The 21,337-nt window shown below is 59.5% G+C and carries 20 protein-coding genes and 1 tRNA gene; 15 read left to right on the plus strand and 6 right to left on the minus strand.

The annotated features are described in order from the left end of the window. The first annotated feature begins 82 nt into the window (after positions 1–82). Positions 83–1,651, plus strand: a complete 1,569-nt coding sequence (locus FHX16_RS18750; protein WP_259129662.1) for a peptidoglycan DD-metalloendopeptidase family protein — start codon at positions 83–85, stop codon at positions 1,649–1,651. Between the two features lie 50 nt (positions 1,652–1,701). On the opposite strand, the gene FHX16_RS18755 is transcribed toward FHX16_RS18750, so the two are convergent. Next, on the minus strand, positions 1,702–2,577 hold the full coding sequence (locus tag FHX16_RS18755; RefSeq protein ID WP_183864144.1) for an ATP-binding protein: 876 nt from the start codon (positions 2,575–2,577) through the stop codon (positions 1,702–1,704). Between the two features lie 209 nt (positions 2,578–2,786). On the opposite strand from FHX16_RS18755, the gene yajC reads away from it, so the two are divergent. The 8 genes from yajC (at position 2,787) to FHX16_RS18795 (ending at position 9,660) form a co-directional block, all read left to right on the plus strand. Further along, the gene (gene yajC, locus FHX16_RS18760) at positions 2,787–3,134 is read left to right on the plus strand and encodes a preprotein translocase subunit YajC (protein ID WP_114712569.1); all 348 of its coding nucleotides are present in this window, start codon (positions 2,787–2,789) and stop codon (positions 3,132–3,134) included. A gap of 56 nt (positions 3,135–3,190) precedes the next feature. Next, positions 3,191–5,752: a protein translocase subunit SecDF gene (secDF, locus tag FHX16_RS18765; RefSeq protein ID WP_183864145.1), complete on the plus strand. Its 2,562-nt coding sequence runs from the start codon at positions 3,191–3,193 to the stop codon at positions 5,750–5,752. A 4-nt stretch (positions 5,753–5,756) separates the two neighbouring features. Continuing rightward, positions 5,757–6,143: an Mth938-like domain-containing protein gene (locus FHX16_RS18770; RefSeq protein WP_183756983.1), complete on the plus strand. Its 387-nt coding sequence runs from the start codon at positions 5,757–5,759 to the stop codon at positions 6,141–6,143. A 2-nt stretch (positions 6,144–6,145) separates the two neighbouring features. Then, on the plus strand, positions 6,146–6,997 hold the full coding sequence (locus FHX16_RS18775) for a phytoene/squalene synthase family protein (RefSeq protein ID WP_183864146.1): 852 nt from the start codon (positions 6,146–6,148) through the stop codon (positions 6,995–6,997). A 69-nt stretch (positions 6,998–7,066) separates the two neighbouring features. Continuing rightward, entirely contained in the window at positions 7,067–7,534 is a 468-nt protein-coding gene (locus tag FHX16_RS18780; protein ID WP_183864147.1) for a hypothetical protein, read from the plus strand. A 157-nt stretch (positions 7,535–7,691) separates the two neighbouring features. Further along, the gene (locus tag FHX16_RS18785; RefSeq protein WP_114712573.1) at positions 7,692–8,351 is read left to right on the plus strand and encodes a peroxiredoxin; all 660 of its coding nucleotides are present in this window, start codon (positions 7,692–7,694) and stop codon (positions 8,349–8,351) included. A 36-nt stretch (positions 8,352–8,387) separates the two neighbouring features. Beyond that, a complete protein-coding gene (locus FHX16_RS18790; protein ID WP_183864148.1) occupies positions 8,388–9,425 on the plus strand; it encodes an MBL fold metallo-hydrolase in 1,038 nt (345 codons plus the stop codon). Positions 9,426–9,447: 22 nt separating this feature from the next. Next, the gene (locus FHX16_RS18795; protein WP_246712711.1) at positions 9,448–9,660 is read left to right on the plus strand and encodes a GDCCVxC domain-containing (seleno)protein; all 213 of its coding nucleotides are present in this window, start codon (positions 9,448–9,450) and stop codon (positions 9,658–9,660) included. 320 nt (positions 9,661–9,980) lie between these two features. Here FHX16_RS18795 and trmFO read toward each other — a convergent pair whose 3' ends face one another. The 3 genes from trmFO to FHX16_RS18810 form a co-directional block, all read right to left on the minus strand. Next, the gene (trmFO, locus tag FHX16_RS18800; RefSeq protein WP_183864149.1) at positions 9,981–11,414 is read right to left on the minus strand and encodes a methylenetetrahydrofolate--tRNA-(uracil(54)-C(5))-methyltransferase (FADH(2)-oxidizing) TrmFO; all 1,434 of its coding nucleotides are present in this window, start codon (positions 11,412–11,414) and stop codon (positions 9,981–9,983) included. A 63-nt stretch (positions 11,415–11,477) separates the two neighbouring features. Beyond that, positions 11,478–13,541 (minus strand): pyridoxamine 5'-phosphate oxidase family protein, encoded by a 2,064-nt coding sequence (locus FHX16_RS18805; RefSeq protein WP_183864150.1) that lies wholly within the window; start codon positions 13,539–13,541, stop codon positions 11,478–11,480. Positions 13,542–13,569: 28 nt separating this feature from the next. After that, positions 13,570–14,187 (minus strand): glutathione S-transferase family protein, encoded by a 618-nt coding sequence (locus FHX16_RS18810; protein WP_183864151.1) that lies wholly within the window; start codon positions 14,185–14,187, stop codon positions 13,570–13,572. A gap of 127 nt (positions 14,188–14,314) precedes the next feature. Between FHX16_RS18810 and FHX16_RS18815 the strand changes: the two genes are divergently transcribed. Beyond that, on the plus strand, positions 14,315–15,184 hold the full coding sequence (locus FHX16_RS18815; protein WP_183864152.1) for a LysR family transcriptional regulator: 870 nt from the start codon (positions 14,315–14,317) through the stop codon (positions 15,182–15,184). A gap of 501 nt (positions 15,185–15,685) precedes the next feature. Here FHX16_RS18815 and FHX16_RS18820 read toward each other — a convergent pair. Continuing rightward, positions 15,686–15,829, minus strand: a complete 144-nt coding sequence (locus tag FHX16_RS18820; protein WP_183757029.1) for a DUF1127 domain-containing protein — start codon at positions 15,827–15,829, stop codon at positions 15,686–15,688. A gap of 298 nt (positions 15,830–16,127) precedes the next feature. After that, positions 16,128–16,274, minus strand: coding sequence for a DUF1127 domain-containing protein (locus FHX16_RS18825; RefSeq protein ID WP_016553779.1), 147 nt, complete (start codon positions 16,272–16,274; stop codon positions 16,128–16,130). 859 nt (positions 16,275–17,133) lie between these two features. On the opposite strand from FHX16_RS18825, the gene FHX16_RS18830 reads away from it, so the two are divergent. The 5 genes from FHX16_RS18830 to FHX16_RS18850 all read left to right on the plus strand — a co-directional run bounded on the left by FHX16_RS18830 (position 17,134) and on the right by FHX16_RS18850 (position 21,330). Then, positions 17,134–18,237, plus strand: a complete 1,104-nt coding sequence (locus FHX16_RS18830) for a DUF2157 domain-containing protein (protein WP_183864153.1) — start codon at positions 17,134–17,136, stop codon at positions 18,235–18,237. Continuing rightward, the gene (locus FHX16_RS18835) at positions 18,234–18,821 is read left to right on the plus strand and encodes a GDYXXLXY domain-containing protein (protein WP_183756973.1); all 588 of its coding nucleotides are present in this window, start codon (positions 18,234–18,236) and stop codon (positions 18,819–18,821) included. The genes FHX16_RS18830 and FHX16_RS18835 overlap by 4 nt, the downstream gene beginning before the upstream one ends. A 155-nt stretch (positions 18,822–18,976) precedes the next feature. Beyond that, positions 18,977–19,061: transfer RNA gene (locus tag FHX16_RS18840), tRNA-Leu, on the plus strand. A gap of 184 nt (positions 19,062–19,245) precedes the next feature. Continuing rightward, positions 19,246–20,727, plus strand: coding sequence for a trigger factor (gene tig, locus FHX16_RS18845; RefSeq protein WP_183864154.1), 1,482 nt, complete (start codon positions 19,246–19,248; stop codon positions 20,725–20,727). 177 nt (positions 20,728–20,904) lie between these two features. Then, positions 20,905–21,330 (plus strand): nuclear transport factor 2 family protein, encoded by a 426-nt coding sequence (locus FHX16_RS18850; RefSeq protein ID WP_183864155.1) that lies wholly within the window; start codon positions 20,905–20,907, stop codon positions 21,328–21,330. The last annotated feature ends 7 nt before the right edge of the window (positions 21,331–21,337 follow it).

Here is a 21,337-nt window from a genome sequence, read left to right on the forward strand (position 1 = left end):
AATTTCGGCACCTTAACCGCGTGGTAATACTAACGCGCTTTAATAAACCCACAAATGGTTGCGTTCATCAGTGGGTCGAGTCATGCGTTTCAGTCTTTCGCCAAGAGTAGGCAAGTCTGCCGGTAATGTCCTGATAGCGGCTTTGCTGGCGAGTACAGTAGCGGGTTGCAGTTCCGATGTGACACGTTTCGGTGGTCTTTTCTCGTCGTCCGGTCAGGATCAGATGACGACCAATTCCATTCCGCGCAGAAACATGAGTGGCCTACAAGCCGATCCTGTTCCACAGGCAGATCTTGCCCAGGGTGGCTATGCTGCGAACAACCAAGCGATGAACCAGCCTTATCCGGCCCAGCCAGCTTACGGCGCCTCCAGCGCCCGGATGGCCTCTGCACCCGTCTCAGTTCAGCGTTCGGAGCTTGCTGCGCCGTCCGCAGTAGCGCCGGCCGCGCCGTCCAGGGAAAAGCAGGTCGCACTCGCTCAACCGTTTCCCGCTGCCGCGGCTCCGAAGAAGTCGGCGCCAATTCTCGTTCCGCCAAAGGCGGCAACCGACTCGATCGTTACCGGCACGACACCCAAGGTTTCCGGCTGGTCAGCAAACAACGCGCCGTCCGTTACCCTTCGCCCGGGTGAAAGCATTACGACGCTCGCCAATCGCTATGGTGTGCCGGAAAAGGAAATCCTCAGGGTCAACGGCTTCAAGACTGCCGCTGCCGCCAAGCCCGGTCAGATCATCCTGATCCCGACCCTCAACGGTGGCAATGCCGCCAAGGCATCTGCCCAGACGGCAGATCTCTCCAAGGGTGGCCACCTGCCGCAGCCTGGTAAACAGCAGGAACAGAACGTTGCGGTCGTGCCGGGCGCGAACTCCGCCCGCGACAAGTCGATCGCAAATGCGGATTCGTCCGGCAAGCTTTCGGCCGGTGCAGGCAAAGGGCCGAAGGGCGCCGGCGGCACTTACGTCGTCAAGCCGGGCGACTCGCTTGCCAAGATCGCCAAGGCGACGGGCACCAGCATCGACGATCTGAAGGCTGCCAATAATCTGTCGGCCGGTTCGATCCGCATCGGCCAGGAGCTCAATCTGCCGGGCGCTTCGCGGGATGGCATGAAGACGGCTTCCATTCCGGCGAAGGCAGAGCCGAAGCCGGTCGCGGAGCCCGCCTCCGCAACGTCGACTGCGGCTGCACAGCCGGCAACCTACAAGGCTCCTGTTGCCACCGAGACGGTGGACGAGGCGGCCAAGAAGGAAGTGGCGTCCGCAGCACCTGAGGCAACCGGCATCGGCAAATATCGCTGGCCGGTCCGTGGAGCCGTCATTGCGGCCTACGGCGCCAACGTCAACGGCAGCCGCAACGATGGTATCGACATTTCCGTGCCGCAGGGTACGCCGATCAAGGCCGCCGAAAACGGCGTGGTGATCTATGCAGGCAACGGCCTGAAGGAACTCGGCAACACGGTTCTCGTCCGCCACGACGACGGGACGGTCACTGTCTACGGCAATGCCGATACCCTGAGCGTCACCCGCGGCCAGAAGATCCAGCGCGGCCAGACGGTTGCCGTCTCCGGGATGAGCGGCAGCGTCAAGCAGCCGCAGGTCCACTTCGAAGTCCGCAAGGATGCGACTCCGGTCAACCCGATTACTTTCCTCGAATAGGTATTGCGTCCGAGGGTGCTCAAAAGCCCGGCCTCAAAGCCGGGCTTTTGTCATTGGGCGCGGTCGAGCGCGATACGCATCCGGCCGGCGAGATCCTGAATGTACTGCCAGGCGACGCGGCCGGAACGCGCACCACGGGTCGTCGCCCATTCCAGCGCCTCCGCATGCATTTTCTCGCGATCGACCGGCAGCTTGAAATGGTCAGCATAGCCGTCGATCATCGTCAGATAGTCGTCCTGGCTGCATTTGTGGAAGCCAAGCCAAAGGCCAAACCGGTCCGATAGCGAAACCTTTTCCTCAACCGCTTCGGAGGGATTGATCGCCGTTGACTGCTCGTTCTCCATCATGTGACGCGGGAGCAGGTGGCGGCGGTTCGAGGTCGCATAGAAGAGGACGTTGTCCGGTCGACCTTCCACGCCGCCGTCAAGGGCTGCCTTGAGCGATTTGTATGCCGTATCATCGTGATCGAACGAGAGATCGTCGCAGAAGACGATGACACGGTGCGGCGTGTCCTTGAGAAGATCGAGCAGTGTGGGGAGGCTCGCAATGTCTTCGCGATGCACTTCCACCAGCTTCAGCGATACTCCACTCTCGCGTCGCACGTCTTCGTGAACAGCCTTGACGAGCGAGGACTTGCCCATACCGCGCGCACCCCAAAGGAGAACATTGTTTGCCGCATAGCCTTCGGCAAAGCGCACCGTATTCTCGTGCAGGATGTCCCGCACGCGGTCGACGCCGCGGATCAGCTTCAGGGCCACGCGATTCGGGCGAGCAATCGGTTGGAGGTGCTGGCGGGCAGGGGACCAGACGAAGCAGTCTGCCGCGCTCCAGTCGTTGATCGCCGGCGCCGGACCAGCCAACCGGTCGATGGCGTCCGCCAGCCGGCGCAGCTCTGCCAGAATGGCGTTGTTGACGTCTTCGGCCATGGGCCTTCCTCCTGAATTCTGGTTGCGACCAGCGTGCTGTGTCTTTTGCCTGCGGCGTAGCATGGCCTTTTGAGAGCGGAAAGGTTATGAGGCAGCGGAATCGGTACGGTTTCCGGCTCTTTCTGTTGCATTCGCAAAGACCATAATTATAGTCCGGCCACCCGAGAAAAGGCGGAGTTCCGCCACCGGAAAGTTTTGAGGAGTTTAGCATGTTCATCACCCCGGCATTTGCCCAGGCTGCCACCGACACCGCGGCGTCGCCGTTCGGCTCTGGCCTTGAAATGATCATCCTTTTCGTGCCGCTGATGGTCGTCTGGTACTTCCTGCTGATCCGTCCGCAGCGCGCGCAGGCCAAGAAGCGTGAAGAAACGCTGAAGGCGATCCGTCGCGGCGATCAGGTTGTCACCGGTGGCGGTCTCGTTGGCAAGGTTACCAAGGTTGTTGACGACAAGGAGCTCGAAGTGGAAATTGCGGACGGCGTTCGCGTTCGCGTCGTCCGCACCGGCATTACGGAAGTTCGCGTAAAGGGCGAGCCGGTCAAGGCGGACGCTGCATAATATTGCAAATCCAGCTGTGAACCGGATTGGGCCGGGTCGGAAATAGTCGAGAGAAAATGCATCGTTTTTCCCGCCTGAAGGCCGTTCTGATCCTGGTTCTGGTAGCGGTGGCCGCGGTAATCGCGGCCCCAAATCTGTTATCGAACGCGCAGCGCTCTACGCTGCCTGCATGGCTGGCCGGTAGCCGCGTTGTCCTCGGCCCTGATGTCCAGGGCGGCTCCCATCTGCTTCTCCAGATTGAACGCGCCGATATCGTGAAGGATCGGCTGGAGCGCACGGTAGCGGATGTTCGCGGCAAGTTGCGCGAAGCCAACATTCGCTACACCGGCCTGACTGGCACAGACCAGGATATCACCGTCAAGATTACCGATGTGAGCCAAGTGGATGCTGCCGTCCACGCGTTAGACCCGCTGACAGTGGCGACAAAAAGTGGCTGGTTCGGAGGCTCTGTCCAGAATGTATCCCTGCAGAAGGGCAACGACGGACAACTTTCGTTGCGAATTTCCGACAACAACATCGACGAGGGCACCGTAGCCGCTCAGGCGCAGTCCCTGGCGGTCGTAGAGCGGCGCATCGCCGGCCTTGGGATAACGGATTTTTCCGTTCGCGCCGATGGTAACGACCGTATCGACGTCAAGGCCCTCGGCTCCATCGACGTGGAGCGGCTGAAGAACATTTTGAATGAGCCTGCCCAGCTTTCAGTTCGGCTGATCGATGAAACTATGTCCGGGCAGCAAGCTCTTGCCGGTCGCTGGCCGGCGACATCGGAGGTGCTCTACTCGCTTGACGATCCGCCCGTTCCGTACCTCGTCGATCGAACGGATTTCGTCACGGGCAAGAATCTGGCGGATGTCCAAGCGGTTGCCGATGCGCAAGCGGATGCGGTCGCGATCACCTACAAGCTGGATGCTGAAGGGACCGAGCAGCTCGCACAGAAGACGCGCCAGAACATTGGCCGGCACCTTGCCATACTCTTCGATGATCAGGTCATGGCGGCGCCGCTGATCAATGCACCAATCCTGGATGGGACCGGACGGGTTCCTGTCAGTTTCAGCGAGGATGGAGCTCGCGATCTTGCGCTGATGTTGCGAAGTGGCGCCCTGCCGGCGACATTGACGACCGTGGAAGAGCGCACCGTCAGCCCGGCCCTCGGCGCGGAATCGAAGCGCGCCGGTCTGGTGGCTGGCTTTGTCGCCGCAATCCTTGTTACCGGTTTGATGTTTGCCTTCTATCGCAAGCTGGGCATCATCGCCGGTATTTCGCTGGTCCTGAATCTCCTCCTGATTCTCGCCGTGTTAAGCGTGATCGGCGCAACACTGACGCTGCCCGGCCTCGCAGGCATTGTCTTGATCATAGGCATGGCGGTCGATGCCAATGTGCTCGTCTACGAGCGCATCAGGGAAGAGGCGAAAGCAGGCCATTCCTTCGCGGACGCGATCGATAACGGGTTTTCGCGTGCATTCCTGACGATCCTTGACGCCAATGTCACGATCGTCATTGCGGCAGTCATTCTCTACTACCTCGGCAGCGATACCGTTCGCGGTTTTGCGGTAACGCTCGCGGCGGGGATTCTGACGACTGTCTTTACCACCTTCACGCTGACGCGCTGGATCGTCGTTACCTGGCTTCACCGCAAGCATCCGAGGCACCTGCCCAGGGATGTGCAGACGGGCATCTTCGATCATGCCAAGATCCGGTTCATGGGCATACGGCGCTACACGTTCACGGTGTCGGCGGCACTTTCGATCCTGGCCATGATCGGCTTTGCAACGCTTGGCGCAAATCTTGGGGTGGATTTTGCCGGCGGGTCGTTGGTGGAGGTCAAGGCGAAGCAAGGAAATGCCGATCCGGATGATATTCGCGCCCGTCTCGGTGACCTGAACATTGGGGACATCGAGGCACGCCGCCTATCCGACGCATCGACAGCGCTGGTTCGTATTCAGTCGCAGGGCGGTGGCGAGAATGCCGAACAGTCGGCGATGACGTTGCTACGCGATGAGTTGGCGGACGACTACGAAATCCGTCGGGTCGAGGTCGTCGGCCCTGCCGTGTCCGGAGAGCTGACCAGGGCCGCGACATTCGGCCTCCTTGGTTCGCTTGCCGTCATTTTGTTTTACATCTGGCTCCGCTTCGAATGGCAGTTCGCGGTCGGTGCGATCATCGCGACGCTCCACGATATCATCCTGACGCTTGGCCTCTTCGTGTTGACCGGTATGGAATTCAATCTGACAAGCGTTGCGGCTATCCTGACGATCGTTGGCTATTCGCTCAACGATACGGTCGTGGTCTACGACCGAATGCGCGAGAACCTGAAACGCTATCGCAAGATGCCCATGCCGATCCTGATTGACGCTTCCATCAATCAGACCCTGTCGCGCACGGTTCTGACGGCGGCGACAACATTGCTCGCGCTGCTAGCGCTCTGCCTTTTCGGCGGTGAGGTGATCCGCCCCTTCGCCTTTGTAATGCTATTCGGCGTTGCCATCGGCACCTTTTCCTCCATTTACATAGCCGCGCCCGTGCTGATCGCGTTCAAGCTCCGCCCGGACGCGATCGATAGCGACCAACATGAGAAAGTGGCCGAGCCGGAGACAAACCCCGGCAATCCGGCAGTGTGAGAATATGGCAAGAGGCATAGAAATCCGCGAGGCGCATTTTCCAGGACGTGCGCCCATCGACACTTACGGCAATGGCGGCTTCCGTTTCGCCGATATGTCCCACCGCGGGTCCATCCTGTGCCTGCCATCCGGCATTTATGGCTGGGACATGGATGCGTCGAAGCCACTGTCGATCGAGAATTTTCAAAAGGTGATCGACGAGGCTGCCGAGATCGAGGTACTGTTGATCGGCACCGGAGATGATATGCGCCCGATTCCGGCCGATCTGAAGGCGGCGTTGAAGGCCGCGGGTATTTCATCGGATCCCATGAATACCGGTGCCGCAGTTCGGACCTTCAACATCATGCTGATGGAATCCCGCGCGGTTGCCGCGGCATTGATAGCGGTCTGACAATGGCCGATCAGTCTTTGACGAACCAGGATCTTTGCCTGGCGACGCTCCGCGACAATGACCGCGACCGCTACCTTGCCTGCCTGCTGTCGCCGCAGGAGAAGCGCGGCGCTCTCGCAGCGCTCTACGCCTTCAATGCCGAGCTTGCGCGTATTCGCGATCTGGTGCACGAGCCGCTTCCCGGTGAAGTGCGCATGCAGTACTGGCGGGACCTGTTGGAAGGCAACGCCCACGGGTCCACCCAGGCAAATCCGATTGCCTCAGCCCTATTGACTGCCGTGGATGACCACCGCCTGCCGAAACAGACGCTCGTGAACATGGTCGATGCTCGTATCTTCGATCTCTACGACGATCCGATGGAGACGCGCGTCTCGCTCGAGGGATATGCCGGCGAAACGGCATCGGCTCTCATTCAACTGGCTAGCTTGGTACTTGCACCGACCGAGGCTGCCGCTTCCGCAGAAGCCGCCGGACACGCAGGCGTTGCCCAAGCGATCGCCGGTCTTCTGCTTCTGATGCCGTTGCATCGCCACCGCGGGCAACTCTACGTTCCGCTTGAAATCCTGTCAGCGACAGGACTTGACCGCGAAACATTTCTCGCCGGTGAAGATAGGGCACGGATCTCCGCAGCGATCGAAGCCTTTGCGGGGCTCGGCCGCGACCATCTCGCGAAGGCGAGAAGCGTCGCAATAGCTCCGAACGTGTTTCCGGCCTTCCTGCCAGCTGCTCTGGCAGAGCCGGTCCTCATCACAGCTCAGAAGGCCGGCGCAGGACTGTTCGAACGTCAGCTTCAACAGTCGCAGTTGCGGCGCCAGACACGCATGCTGCTTGCGATGATGCGCAAGAAAATCTGATCCTGTTTAAACTCGCGCAAGGCTCGTGTGTTATAACGACGCCATTGCCGTTTTTGATCGGAGAGGGACGTGAGCATAATCGTCTGGGCCGTTATTTTCGCGATCGTCATCTTCATCGCCTTCATCTCGACGCGGATGGCCGCGCAGAACAAGGAAGATGGCCTTCACGATACCGGGCTCGCCATCATCGAATTCAACCGCGCTTTCCCGAATGAAGCAATCCGCCAGCTGCAGGCGACCGCCAACGGGCAGGCAGTGTTCGTGCGCCTGCATGACAACAAGGCTGGCTACATGCGCAGCATGCAGAGGCACTATTCATGCCACGTCATTGAACCGGGCAGGGTGCGCGTTCTAAGCTCGGAAACCGGCAGAGGTCTCAGCATTGAGTTCCTTGACGCGCCGCATCAGAGCGGTACGTTCGAATTCGCGTCCGCCAGGGAAGCGTCGGAGGTCTCTCTCTGGCTCCTTGGCAACTATGTGGCGGAGCCGGACAAGGCCCTGCCGCCCCATAACTCCACAATCGCAGACCGCCACTAAGGAAGCTGGCGCTGCTATTTCCGTGGATGCTGCGGCGCCTCGCGCGAGGCGTTGCTGCGGCCGTTTTGCCGTTGCCTACGGCCTGAAATAGGCGCAAGATTTAGGCTCATCCGGTAAAGTTTGAGTTTGTATTCAAAAGCGCTATGGGAGGTGCGTGATGCTTGCAATCAATGATACCGCTCCGGATTTCGAAGCCCAGACAACCGAAGGCAAGATCAGTTTTCACGAATGGATGGGCAATTCCTGGGCGGTGCTGTTTTCGCATCCGAAGGACTTTACGCCCGTATGCACGACCGAACTCGGCTATATGGCCCGGATCAAGCCTGAATTCGACAGGCGCGGCGTGAAGATCATCGGCCTATCCGTCGATCCGCTTGAGCGCCATGCCAGTTGGATGAAGGATATCGAGGAAACGCAGGGTTATCGTCCCAACTATCCGATGATCGCCGACGTCGATTACACGGTGTCGAAGCGCTACAACATGCTGCCTGCGCTGGTATCCGGTGATCCAACAGAGCGCACGCCGGCCGATAACCAGACCGTACGCAATATTTTCGTGATCGGCCCTGACAAGAAGATCAAGCTCGTTATGGTCTATCCCATGACAACCGGTCGCAATTTTGATGAGGTGCTGCGGGTCATCGATTCCTTGCAACTCACTGCAAAGCACAAGGTCGCCACGCCGGTGAACTGGAAGAACGGGGAGGACGTGATCATTGCCGGTTCTGTTTCCGACGAGGACGCGAAGAAGCAGTATCCGCAGGGTTGGCGGGCCCCAAAACCCTATATCAGGATCGTGCCGCAGCCGCACGGATAGTCGCTCGCAAACCATGTCGCCACGAAGGAGGTGGGGATGATCTTCCGGCAGCTGTTCGATCCGGTATCGAGCACCTATTCCTATTTGCTGGCAAGTCGGAAGGGGGGCGAGGCACTGATCATCGATCCAGTGCTGGAAAGGGTCGAGCGCTACCTCCAGCTCATCCACGAGCTTGATCTAAAGCTGGTCAAGGCCGTGGATACCCATCTCCATGCCGACCACATCACCGGTCTTGGCGCGCTGCGCGACAAGACCCATTGCATCACCGTGATGGGAGAGCAGACAAAGGCCGATGTCGTCTCGATGCGTCTCTCCGACAATGACACGCTGACGATCGAAGGGCTCTCCCTCGATGTGATCTATACGCCGGGCCATACGGACGATTCCTACAGTTTCGTCCTGCCTGACCGCGTATTCACCGGCGACACGCTGCTGATCCGCGGTACCGGCAGGACTGATTTCCAGAATGGCGATCCCAGGGCTCAGTACGAGTCGATCTTCGGGCGGCTTCTGAAGCTTCCCGAATCGACCTTGGTTTTCCCGGCGCATGACTACAAGGGAGATACAGTCTCCACCATCGGCGAGGAAAGGGCATTCAACCCCCGCCTGCAGGTGAAGTCAGCCGAAGAATATGCCGAGCTGATGAACAATCTGAAGCTTGCAAACCCGAAGATGATGGATGTCGCTGTCCCGGCCAACATAAAGGTCGGAATGAACCAGGACAACGTCATGCGCCACGGCTGGGCGCTGACGGCGCAGCAAGCGCGGGGCGTCGTCGGTCTCGGAGATGTCGCGCTGATCGATCTGCGCGAGAATGCCGAGCGACAGCGAAACGGCACGATTCCCGGGTCGTTGCACGTTCCCTATCCTTCGCTCGAGGAAAGCATAGGTGCCGGTGGGACGCTCCATGAACTGGCAACGTCAACCCGCAAGAGGCTGCTCTTCTATTGTGCCTTTGGTGAACGATCGGCAATGGCAGTGCAGGCAGCCCATGATGCCGGCCTTCCGCTGGCCTTTCATATTCAAGGCGGCATTGACGCCTGGAAGAAGGCCGACGGACCAATCGCGCATTGAGGGCAGCGTGAAGAGGGATACGATGGAACCGCGGTCAATTCTGACATGTCCCATCTGCGGCCACCGGGCGCTGGAGACTATGCCGGTTGACGCGTGCGTCTGTCGCTATGATTGTCGAAGCTGCGGAACAACGCTCACGCCGAAGCAAGGCGATTGCTGCGTCTTTTGCTCATACGGATCCGTTCCCTGTCCACCGGTTCAGGCCTGCAGGACAACCGTTCCGTCATCACGCTAGGTGGAGGATCGCCGCGTAGTGGTCTGGTGAGAGATCCTCCACGTGCGAAAGCCGGCCGCCTCAACGACCGCGCGGACAGAATCGGCTGACATGCGCATTTCGGTTCGCGGTCCGCGTGGGCTGCCAGGGACAACCGTTTCCTCCCGCTGCACCGGATGCTAGCTGGCGATGCAGAACAACTCGCCTCGTCTCAGAACTGCCCTAACGGAATGTGAAAGTCTCGTTTGGTCAGGAACGCCGTGGAACGTATTGGCCATCAAGACAAATCGCCCGGCTCGTCGAAAGACGATAACCTTGAGAATGCTGCTGCCCAGCGCCGATCAGGCACTCTCCGCGAGTTTGACGTCGAGGCCCAACCAGCTCGCACAATCGCCAAGCGCGCGCCTAGCGATCAACTGGCGCTTCATGATGGTCTTGTCCTTGCCGCGGAAACGCTTGACGCCTTCGGGTTTTACGATCGAACCGGGCTCGAGTTCGGGAAAGAGGCCGAAATTGATGTTCATCGGCTGGAACGATCGCTTGCCAGGCTCCTCGTCGTTGACGATGTGGCCACCGGTGATGTGGCCGAGCAGCGAGCCGAGCGCTGTCGTTGCGGGCGGCAGTGAAACGTCCTCTCCCTTGCGCTCGGCTGCGGCGAACCGGCCGGCCATCAACCCGACGCTTGCGCTTTCGACATAGCCTTCGCATCCGGTGATCTGACCGGCGAAGCGCAGTCCTCGGCGCGACTTGAGAGTGAGCGACGGGTCGAGCAGTGTCGGCGAATTAATGTAGGTATTCCGATGGAGGCCGCCGAGGCGGGCAAATTCCGCATTCTGCAGTCCCGGGATCATCCGAAAGATATCAGCCTGGGCGCCGTATTTCAGCTTCGTCTGGAATCCGACCATGTTGTAGAGCGTGCCGAGCGCGTTGTCCTGCCGCAGTTGTACGACCGCATAGGCCTTGACGGTCGGGTTGTGAGCATTGGTCAGGCCCATCGGCTTCATGGGGCCGTGGCGAAGCGTCTCGCGGCCACGCTCGGCCATCACCTCGATCGGAAGGCAGCCATCGAAATAGGGCGTGCCTTCCCATTCCTTGAAGCCGACAGTGTCACCGGCAATCAGGGCGTCGACGAAAGCATTGTATTGCTCTTCGGTCATCGGGCAGTTGATATAGTCCTTGCCGGTGCCTCCGGGGCCGACCTTGTCGTAGCGCGACTGGTACCAGCAGATATCCATGTCGATGCTGTCGCGATGAACGATCGGCGCGATCGCATCGAAGAAGGCGAGCGCGTTGGCACCCGTCTCGGCCTGGATGGCGTTTGCGAGGGCAGGGGCCGTCAGAGGACCGGTCGCAACGATCGCAAGATCCCATTCCTTCGGCGGCAAGCCGGTCACTTCTTCACGAACGACCGTTATCAATGGGTGGTCCTGGATCGCTTTGGTAACGGCGTCCGAGAAACCATCGCGGTCGACGGCCAGTGCGCCACCGGCGGGAACCTGGTGCTTGTCGGCGCATGCCATGATCAGCGACCCCGCCATGCGCATCTCGGCATGGATGACGCCGACCGCATTGCTGGTCGCGTCGTCCGAGCGGAAGGAATTGGAGCAGACGAGCTCGGCCAGGCCGTCGGTCTTGTGAGCGTCGGTGCCGCGCACACCGCGCATCTCGTGCAGGATGACAGGCACGCCGGCATTTGCGATCTGCCAGGCCGCCTCTGAGCCGGCGAGCCCGCCGCCGACCACATGGATGGGAGAATGGGAAGAGGTCTTGTTCATGCGCGGCTGATTACCACGCTGGGCCGGCGCAGGAAACCGAAGAATTGCGAGGGCTCGATGCCCTCATATATCCAACTCCAGCCGGGCGCCTGTGTCGCTCGCCGCGGGCACGGCGCAACAGATCAGCGCTTCGTCATCGGCGACGTCCGCGGTCGGCTCCTTGATATAGGCGACGGAACCTGACAGGATTTTCGTCCTGCAGCTTCCGCAATTGCCGAGGCGACAGCTGAACTCGGGCGCCAAGCCGCGCGCTTCGGCAAGCTCCAGTAACGTGCCCGATCCCGGCTCCCAGCGCGCTTCCTTTCCGGAGTGCATGAAATAGACCGGCTGCGGTTCCTCGGCGGTGCGTGCGGACCACCTCGTGGTCTCGTCCCCCGACCGCTGGAGCGATGCGGGGCCAAACGCTTCCGCATGGATTCGTCCATCGGCAACATTCAATCCGCGCAGGCCATCATAGACTGACTGCATGAAACCTGTTGGACCGCAAAGATAGAAGTCATAATCGTTGAACGGCAACACGCTGGTCAGCAGCGTCATGTCAACGCGCCCCTGCTGTTCGTAGTCTTCGCCGCCGACCGTATCACTCGCATCACTGAGTAGCCGGACCAGCTTGACGACGCCACCGGCCGCGGCGGCGAGGGCATGAAGCTCGGCATCAAAGGCGCGATCCTGTTTGTTGTGAGCCGAATAGATCAGCCAGGTCGGCCGTATCCGCCGCGTACGCAATCCTTCGTAGACGATGTGCCGAAGCATCGCGAGCAGCGGTGTGATGCCAATGCCCGCCGCCAACAGGACGGCTGGGCGTCTCTCCGCGGCGTCGATCGTGAACGCGCCGGCGGGCGCGCGGACATCGATGATGTCGCCTTCTCGGATAACGTCGTGGAGATGCGTCGAAACTAGCCCCTCTCGCTTGACGCTGATGCGATACACGCTGTCGGAGGGAGCAGAGGATATCGTGTAAGTACGAACCAGCGGCGAGCCAGCTCCCGCTATGTTGACGCGAATGGGCAAATGCTGCCCAGCGATATGGGGAACGATCCCGCCCGCATCTGTAGGCTCAAGATAGAATGAGCGCACGCTTGCGCTTTCCCGAACGACGCGGGCAACGCGGAACGGCCGCCAGCCCTTGGCAAGGGCCGTCGCGCGAAGTCGAGCGGCGGCATCATTCCAGCTTCCGGTCATCAGGGAATTGGGTGACTGGCCATCAGCACGCGAACGCCAGCGGAGCGGCAGCGCGCCCGCTCTGTGGACGATCTGACTCGGACGAAAACACCATAGCCGTTCGGCTCCCTGGAAAGCCGCGATTTCAGGTGACTCCAGTATGACCCAAGCTTCACCCGAGAGTTGGAGTAGATCGCCGCTCTCAAAATCCGCGAAGACGAGCCCGGCCCGCGGATTGGCAACGATGTTGCCGAGCGTGTTGAAGAAGAGATTGCCGGCAAAGTCGGGGATTGTCAGAATGCCGTCCTCGCCGATTCTCACGAACCCCGGCCTGCCGCCGCGATGCGAGATGTCGATCTGCCGCTCGCCATCGCGATCGACATAGGATGCAACAAAAAACGTATCCGCCTTCGCAATCATCTCTGCTGGACGGCCGCCGAGACTGTCGAAACGGACTGGGGGTGGCTCGGCCGGCTGCAACGGATCCCGCACGAACTCGAAGTCGCGCAGCTGTATATATTGCGGGCAGTTGCCGTAGGATTGTCCGACGCGCACATCGAAGCGGTTGGGTCCGGTACGGTGGATCGTTCCGTTCAGACGGTTTCGGCGGCGCGTATGGAGCTCGATACCGAGCATGGCGACCGCGTTGCCGTCCTCCATCCCTTCATCGGCCGGGTCGAAAGGCATGCGCTGAAGACCGACACTCAGGGTATGAATGTCGGGGCTGTGCAGGAATCCCGGCCGATTGGCGCGCAACGTCGCCCAGGGGTTGCCTTCCGTGTCCACGCTTCCGAGGGCGATGAAGGGTAGCTGCGGATAGAATTCGCGGTGCTGATCGATCAGGTAATCTCGCAGCACGCGACGGCCCACTTCGTCCATTCGCTTGGCGACGCCGACCTTGTCCTGAAGCGCGACCTCCCCGGCATGCCAGGGAGAAGGCTTGGCGCCGCGTATTTCGACAGACATGGCTGCCTCCTTTCTCGGCTGGTGTGCCTCAAGCCGCTTCGACTATGCCGACGGGCGATTTCTGGAATGGCTCAAAGCCGGGCAGGCCCTCGATCCGCTCGAGCCATGCCGTCACGTTGCGATACGCCGATCGATCGACATTCCCTTCCGGTGCGCGGGCGATATAGCTGTAAAGGGCGACATCGGCGATGGTTGGTCGGCTTGCGGCGATCCATTCACGATCGACCAGCCGGTCATCGATCAACTGCAGAATGCGATGAGCCCGCGCGATCACTTCGCCGCTATCGAATGTCGCGCCGAACAACGTCACGAGCCTTGCCGCACAAGGGCCATAGGCAATCTCGCCGGCGGCAACCGAAAGCCACCGCTGGATCGCCGCCGCGGCTGCAGGCTCCTCCGGAAGCCACCCTTCGGGCGCGTACTTCTTGGCGAGGTAGACGAGGATAGCATTGGAGTCGCTGATAACGACATCGCCATCTTCGAGCACCGGCAACTGGCCGAACGGATTGAGCGCCAGGAACTTGGCGCTCTTGTGCTCCCTGGCAGCAAGGTCAACTTGCACGACCTCGGCGTCGATGCCGATAAGCGACAGGAAGAGGTGAGCGCGATGGGAATGGCCCGAAAGGGGATGCGAATAGAGCTTCATCAGTCTGATCTCCACGTTGCAATAGGCCGGATAGTAATTGTTCCTTGCTCAGTGTTGAATTACGATAACACACAAGAAACTATTTCATTTGGCGGAATAACGGTGGGTGATGGATCGACTTCAATGCATGAGAGTTTTCGTCAAAGTCGCCGAAACGGCGAGCTTTGCGCAGGCAGCTCGCCAGCTCCATATGAGTGCCCCGGCGGTCACGCGCGCAGTCGCCTCTCTCGAGGAGGCCACCGGGGCGCGGCTCTTCGTGCGCTCGACACGCTCCGTAAAGCTGACGCCGTCCGGCAGCCGCTATGCCGATGACTGTCGGCGGATCCTCGGGGACATTGACGAGGCGGAAGCCTCGGCGGGCGGATCTCATGCAACGGCATCGGGGATCCTGACGATCACGGCGCCGGTTCTGTTCGGTCAGATCTATGTCATCCCGATCATGACGGAGTTTCTCAGTCTGCACCCGGCCGTGACAGGGCGTGCACTCTTCTTCGACAGGATGGTCAATCTCGTGGAGGAGGGCATCGACGTTGCCGTCCGCATCGGACACCTGCAAGACTCGGATCAGCAAGCAGTCAGGGTCGGTAGTGTCCGCCGCGTCGTATGCGGCGCGCCCGGCTATTTCGAGCGCCACGGCGAACCGACGACGCCGGCGGACCTTGCCCGGCACGTCACGATCGTCAATACCGGGTCGTCGGCGCCGCTGGAATGGCACTTTGCGCCGGGCCACGCGCCCGTGAAGCTTCACCCACGCATGTATTGCAACACTGTCGGTGCATCGATCGAAGCCGCGGTGACCGGGTGGGGGCTCTCACGGACCCTGTCCTATCAGGTGGCGGAACACCTTGCGGCCGGTCGGTTGAAAACAGTGATCGAGGAGTACGAGGAAGAGCCTTTGCCAATTCACGTCGTTCATGTGGAGGGGAGACATGTCTCGGCGAAGACGCGTGCATTCGTAGATTTTGTGGCTCAGAAGATAAAAGCACTCGGCCTCTGAGCGGGGAGCGGAATGCTGACGTGGGGTTGGACGCCAGCGGTGATGCACATCCAGAAGTTCAAGCCGTTGCTCTGGCCGATGTTTCGTAGCGTTTGGACATGAAGCTTATTCGGTCGAGATTATTCAGCAGATCGACCATGTCGCATGCTTCGCGCCACGTCATCCTAGCCATCGGAACGCCGTTCAGTTCAGCCGGGCGCTGTGTCGTGGCGTCGACGACTGTCCAAAGGCCGTCCTCCATCCGAAGATTATATCGGCACATTCCGCATGTCTCCGTTATGCAACGGCCGGATACTTTCACAATGGTTAATATTAGTCCACCCTAAAGGACGACCGATATCGCGCGTATCAACAGGCTGGCAGAATGTTCATTTCGCATGTTGCGCTTTGATCTCGGAGATCCGGGTCCAACCGAATGGTTGGCGTCTGTATTGGGCAATAAGGCCCCAGAATCAAAAACGGCGCCGTAGCGCCGTCTTGGAAGCTTAGCGCTCGCCGCTATTAGCGGAACGAGCGGGAAGCGATGTTGCGGATGTCGTAGCGGCTAACGCCAATGTCGGCGAGCGTCTGGTTGGAGAGGCTGCCAAGCTCGCTGAGCGTGCGGCGGTAGCTAATCCAGCTCTTTGCAATGCGGATCGGGTTCATGTTCATCTTCCTCAAAGTGACCGTCGAGAGCGGCGCCATCGCCGCCTGATCGTTGATCACTCATATAGATGTTCTCTGTCATATTGTGCAGTGCAAAGAAAAGGCATCTGCTATGCAATTGTGCATGCGATGCTCATTTCGGATGCAGGGTTACTATCTGGGCGCCGCCCCTTGAGAGCCCGATTCCGGCCACAACCATTGCGGAAGCCGGTAGCCAGACAAAAGAAAACGCCCGTTGCCATTGGCAGCGGGCGTCTTGGGTAAGCGATCTGCTTGGGAGGATAGCGGATCGTTTGTATTAGCGGGCAGAAGCCTCGCGAGCAACGCGCTGGATGTCGGAGCGATCGATGCCGAGATCGTGCAATTCGCGGTTGGTCATGCGGCCGAGTTCGGTAACGGTCTGACGATACTTGCGCCAGTTGTTGAAAGAGCGTGTGAAGTTCATTTTGGTCCCCTTTCCTAGGGCTTGCGATTTGCCAGCTGCCGCCGGTCGGCGCTGACCTCTATTTGATGAACTGAAATATATGTTGCAGTGCGAAACTTCGCCAGAGACAAGATTTCAGAGCACCTATGCAATAGATGCAGGTCTAGAACCGCTTATTGCATGATTTGGCCACTATCTGGTCAATCAATAGGCAGAATGCCTTGCTGCCGATCGGTTCGGGGCTGTTTTCCGGCCGCTGGGGCGCAGGGCATCCTGTGCCTAACAGGTCTCAGGCAAAGTTCGCTCGGTTCGCTCGTCGCGAGCGACGATTTTTCCGTTTGCTTGCGAGGGCGGGCCTGGTGGTCATATCTGTCGTGCGCGAGCTTCCGCCTGAGCGATTGTCATGGTCCTGCCGCAGATCGCTGGAAACGTTGGGCTTAGGCGGCTGTGCTCCGAAAACAAAACGCCCACCGGGGGAGGATCCGGTGGGCGTCATTAGAGTGACTGACAACTGGGAGGAGGAGTGTTGCCAGTCTATCGGAGGGCGCTGGGAGGAGGAGTGCGCTGCTCCGAATCTCGTTACGAAGATCATCTTCGCAGGCTTCCGGAAATCCGGGCAAGGACGCCATTCCCTGTCTTATGATCAAGCATATAGGATGGCCGATCTCGATTTTGCAGTGCAATATTCTCATGCTGCCCATGCATCAAGTGCATGGCTGCGAGTATGGAGCATATATTAGCGATTTGACGTTATCGATCGGTTAAGGCGCGCGCCTAATTTGTACAATGAGGAATTCATATGGGAATATTTCCCTCCTGCTCAATCAACGGCTATAAAGTAAGGAGAAAGCGCGTCATTGCGTGTTTGGTGGAGTAGGGCATGTACCGCGGTCGACTGGAGCGAGATCTTTCAGTTTGGGTGGAAAAAGGGCTTTTGCCGGAAGCGACCGCAGGAGCGCTGTTGGGGGAATATGATGCCCGTCCGGCAAGCTTCAGCCTCGGCAAGGTGTTGATGATCCTTGCCGCAATCCTGCTCGGCGCGGCGATCCTGCTTGTCGTGGCTTCGAACTGGGACGCCATCCCGCGCCTCGTGCGCCTGGTAGTCATCGTTGCGGTTATCTGGACCGTGCATCTCGGCGCGGCCGCCATGTTGAGGCGTGGTGCGATCGCGGCGGCAAGCGGGTTGCTGGTGATTGGCACCCTATCCTTCGGCGGGGCGATTTCGCTGGTCGGGCAGATGTATCATCTGTCGGGCGACGAGTTGACGGTGATGTATCTCTGGTTCGTCATTGCCGTGGTTTCGGCGATTCTGTTCCGTTCGGGCGTCGTCGCTGCGGTGGCGGGGTTTTTGTCGTGGGGCAGCTTTGCCGCCTATCTCGACACCTACGATACCCGGTGGGTCGGTCTTGATCCTTGGGTCGTGCCGTTGATGGCGGTGGTTGTCATTGGCCTTGTGCGCTTCACCGGTGCAGGCCGCGTGCGGCATCTGGCATATCTGCTGCTTGTCGGCTGGCTGACTTGGATCTATGCGGTCAACGAAAATTTCTGGCTTGCGCTCGTCTATTTTGTTGCCGGCATGCTGGCTTTCGTGGTCGTCAGCCTGCCGCTGCCGCGTCTTTCTGCACTCGTCAGAAGCGCCGGTTCCGCGCCCGCGTTCTACGCGTTCCTCGTGGCAGTGATTGGCTTGTTCTTCCTGCACGTCGAACTCGAGCATGGCTGGCAGTTCGTAACATTGGCGGTGGTGACGCTCGGCGCCGCGATTCTTGCGATCGGGCTCCAGGGCCGCGACAACGGCGCGGTGCGCTATCTGGGTTACACCATGTTTGCGGTGGAGATGCTCTATCTTGCGTCGGTGACGGTCGGATCGATTCTCGGTACATCCAGCCTCTTCTTGTTCTCGGGGCTTTTCGTTGCTGTCGTGGCATGGATCGTCATTCGGCTTGAGCGGCGATTTGCATCGAGAACGCAGGGGGCAAGCGTATGAGCGTCTTTTCAATGCAAGGCTCAGGGCGCCGCTACATTGTCGCCGCAGTCATTGTTGCCGCTCTGCAGACGGCGGTGCTGGGGTACGTCATTGAGAGTCGTGCTTCGATTTTGCGTAGCGGCGCCGATATTCTTCTAAAGACTGCGCCGGTCGATCCGCGCGACTTTCTGCGCGGCGACTACGTGGTGCTGAACTACGACATATCCTCGGTCCCGGTCGCCTCGATCATTGGTGGTGTGCCGCAGGATCAGGGTAGCAAGAGCCTCTGGGTGCGCTTGAAGCCTGGTGAAGGGGGCTTCTGGGGCATTGTCGAATCATCGTTCGCGCCTTTGCCGGAGCAGGCGGGGACTGTCGTTTTGCACACCAGACCTTTCTACAGCTACGGTCCCAGTTCCGCCGATCATCTTCGCGTTGAGTACGGGATCGAACGCTACTACGTTCCCGAAGGGCAGGGGACGGCCCTCGAGCGGGCTCGCCAAGATGGTGATGTATCCATTGCCGTTCGTGTGGCGTCCGACGGAACGCCGCAGATCCGCAGCCTGCTTGTCGACGGCAAGCCCGCTTACGACGAGCCTCTTTATTGAATAGAGGCCAAATGGGTGTGGAGGCCTGCTCGTGCGGGCAAAAACACTGTCATTTGCTCTTCATTTTTCCTTTGCCTCTCCCAAATCGGGTGATATAGAGACGCCGCGCTCCGGAAGGCCTCATGTGCAGGCATATGCATGCGGTTTTTGAGAACGCGGGTATGGTGAAATTGGTAGACACGCCAGATTTAGGTTCTGGTGCCGCAAGGCGTGGGAGTTCAAGTCTCTCTACCCGCACCAAAAGCTGGCTTGCAGGCGGGGGGACCGAAACCGGTGTCCCTCGATACCCGGAAGCAAGCGCCGTTCCGCCTTGGGTGGAATGAATAAGAATTGAGAACAAGCCACGCTCGGCAACTTTCCGGCGTCGTGCTCATCGAAACGAACGGCGTCTGGGCACGGCCGCCACGAAATGAGGTAGGAAGACATGCAGGTTATCGAAACGCTCGCTGAAGGGCTGAAGCGCGAAATCAAGGTCGTAATCCCGGCCAAGGACATGGAAGTCAAGATGAACGAGCGTCTTGCCGACGTGAAGGACAAGGTCCGCATCAACGGCTTCCGTCCGGGCAAGGTTCCGGCCGCTCACCTCAAGAAGGTCTACGGTAAGTCGATCATGGCCGACCTCGTCAACGAGATCGTTCGCGAACAGCCGACTGCCATCTTGGCGGAGCGCGGCGAAAAGTCCGCGACGCAGCCTGAAATCGCGATGACGGAAGACAAGGACGAAGCAGAACTGATCCTGGCTGCGCAGAAGGATTTCGAGTTCACGCTTTCCTATGAAGTTCTGCCGCCGATCGAGCTGAAGTCCGTCAAGGGCGTCAAGATCACCCGCGAAGTCGTTGATATCTCCGACGAGGAAGTCAACGAGCAGGTTCTCAAGGTTGCCGAAAGCGCCCGTTCTTACGAAACCAAGAAGGGCAAGGCTGCCGACGGCGACCGCATCACCATGGACTACCTCGGCAAGGTCGACGGTGTTGCCTTCGAAGGCGGCACCGATCAGGGCGCCGAACTGGTTCTCGGCTCCGGCCGTTTCATCCCGGGCTTCGAAGACCAGCTGGTCGGCACGAAGGCTGGTGACGAGAAGACTATCACCGTCACGTTCCCGGCTGACTACCCGGCCAAGAACCTGGCTGGCCAGGAAGCAACCTTCGACGTCACCGTCAAGGATGTTGCAGCTCCGGCCGACGTTGAAATCAACGACGAACTGGCAAAGAAGCTCGGCCTTGAGTCTGCTGACCGCCTGAAGGAAATCGTCCGCGGCCAGATCGAATCGCAGTACGGGTCGATGACCCGCCAGAAGGTCAAGCGCCAGATCCTCGACCAGCTGGACGAGATGTATAAGTTCGAGACGCCTGCCTCGCTCGTCGAAGCAGAATACAACGGCATCTGGAACCAGGTCGCCAACGACCTCGCTCAGTCCGGCAAGACCTTCGAAGACGAAGACACGACCGAAGAGAAGGCTCGCGAAGAATATAAGAAGCTTGCTGAACGCCGCGTTCGCCTCGGCCTCGTTCTCTCCGAAATCGGCGAAAAGGCCGGCGTTGAAGTGAGCGAAGACGAAATGCAGCGCGCCATCTACGAGCAGCTGCGTCAGTATCCGGGCCAGGAAAAGCAGATCCTCGACTTCTTCCGTAGCCAGCCGGGTGCAGCCGCCTCTATCCGCGCACCGATCTTCGAAGAAAAGGTCATCGACCACCTGCTGACCGAGATCGACGTTACGGACAAGAAGGTCACCAAGGAAGAGCTTCTCGCCGACGAAGAAGGCGAAGGCTCGGAGAAGGAAACCAAGAAGGCTGCTCCGAAGAAGAAGGCAGCTGCCAAGGCTGAGGCTTCCGAAGGCGAAGAAGCCGCCGCTCCGAAGAAGAAGGCCGCTCCGAAGAAGAAGGCTTCCGAGGACAGCGCCGAGTAATCTTCGGCCAAATGAACTTACAGAAAGCCCCGCCTTGTGCGGGGCTTTTTTATTCTCCAGGCCGCATGTTGCTTTCAGGTCACCGCTTATCCGGTCTGCGCTTGAGGCGCACCATCTGGTTGCATTTTAGAATGTTCGGATGCAAGCTGCGTATTGCTGGCAGGGGAGGGATTGACGATGACTTCCGGCGCAGACTTGAAAGACCTGACAAGGCAGATTTTCGAGGCGCGACATCAGGGGGACCTTGATGTCCTTATGTCATTCCTCGGTGACAACTGCATTTTCCGCGCGGCCGGAAGTCGGTATTTGGCGCCGCTCACCGAGCCGGTTGTCGGCAGTGCTGCACTTCGCGCGACGATGCGGCATTTCATCGACACTTGGGATATGACGGCGCTTGAGATCCTCGACATCCATGTCGATGGCAATGTGGCGCTGGTCCATCGTAGGGGGCAGATGCCGCACGGTACTACCAAGTTCGATACCGAGGTCATGGACAAGATGACCTTCGAGAACGGCAAGGTGATTGAGTGCGTAGAGTTCCTTGACACGCTTCAAGCTGCGTCGCTACTCAACATAGCAACGATCTCCGCGGCACAGATATAACCGTCCG

This window comes from Rhizobium sp. BK661 (assembly GCF_024808825.1).
In the GTDB taxonomy this organism is placed as follows: Bacteria; Pseudomonadota; Alphaproteobacteria; order Rhizobiales; family Rhizobiaceae; genus Rhizobium.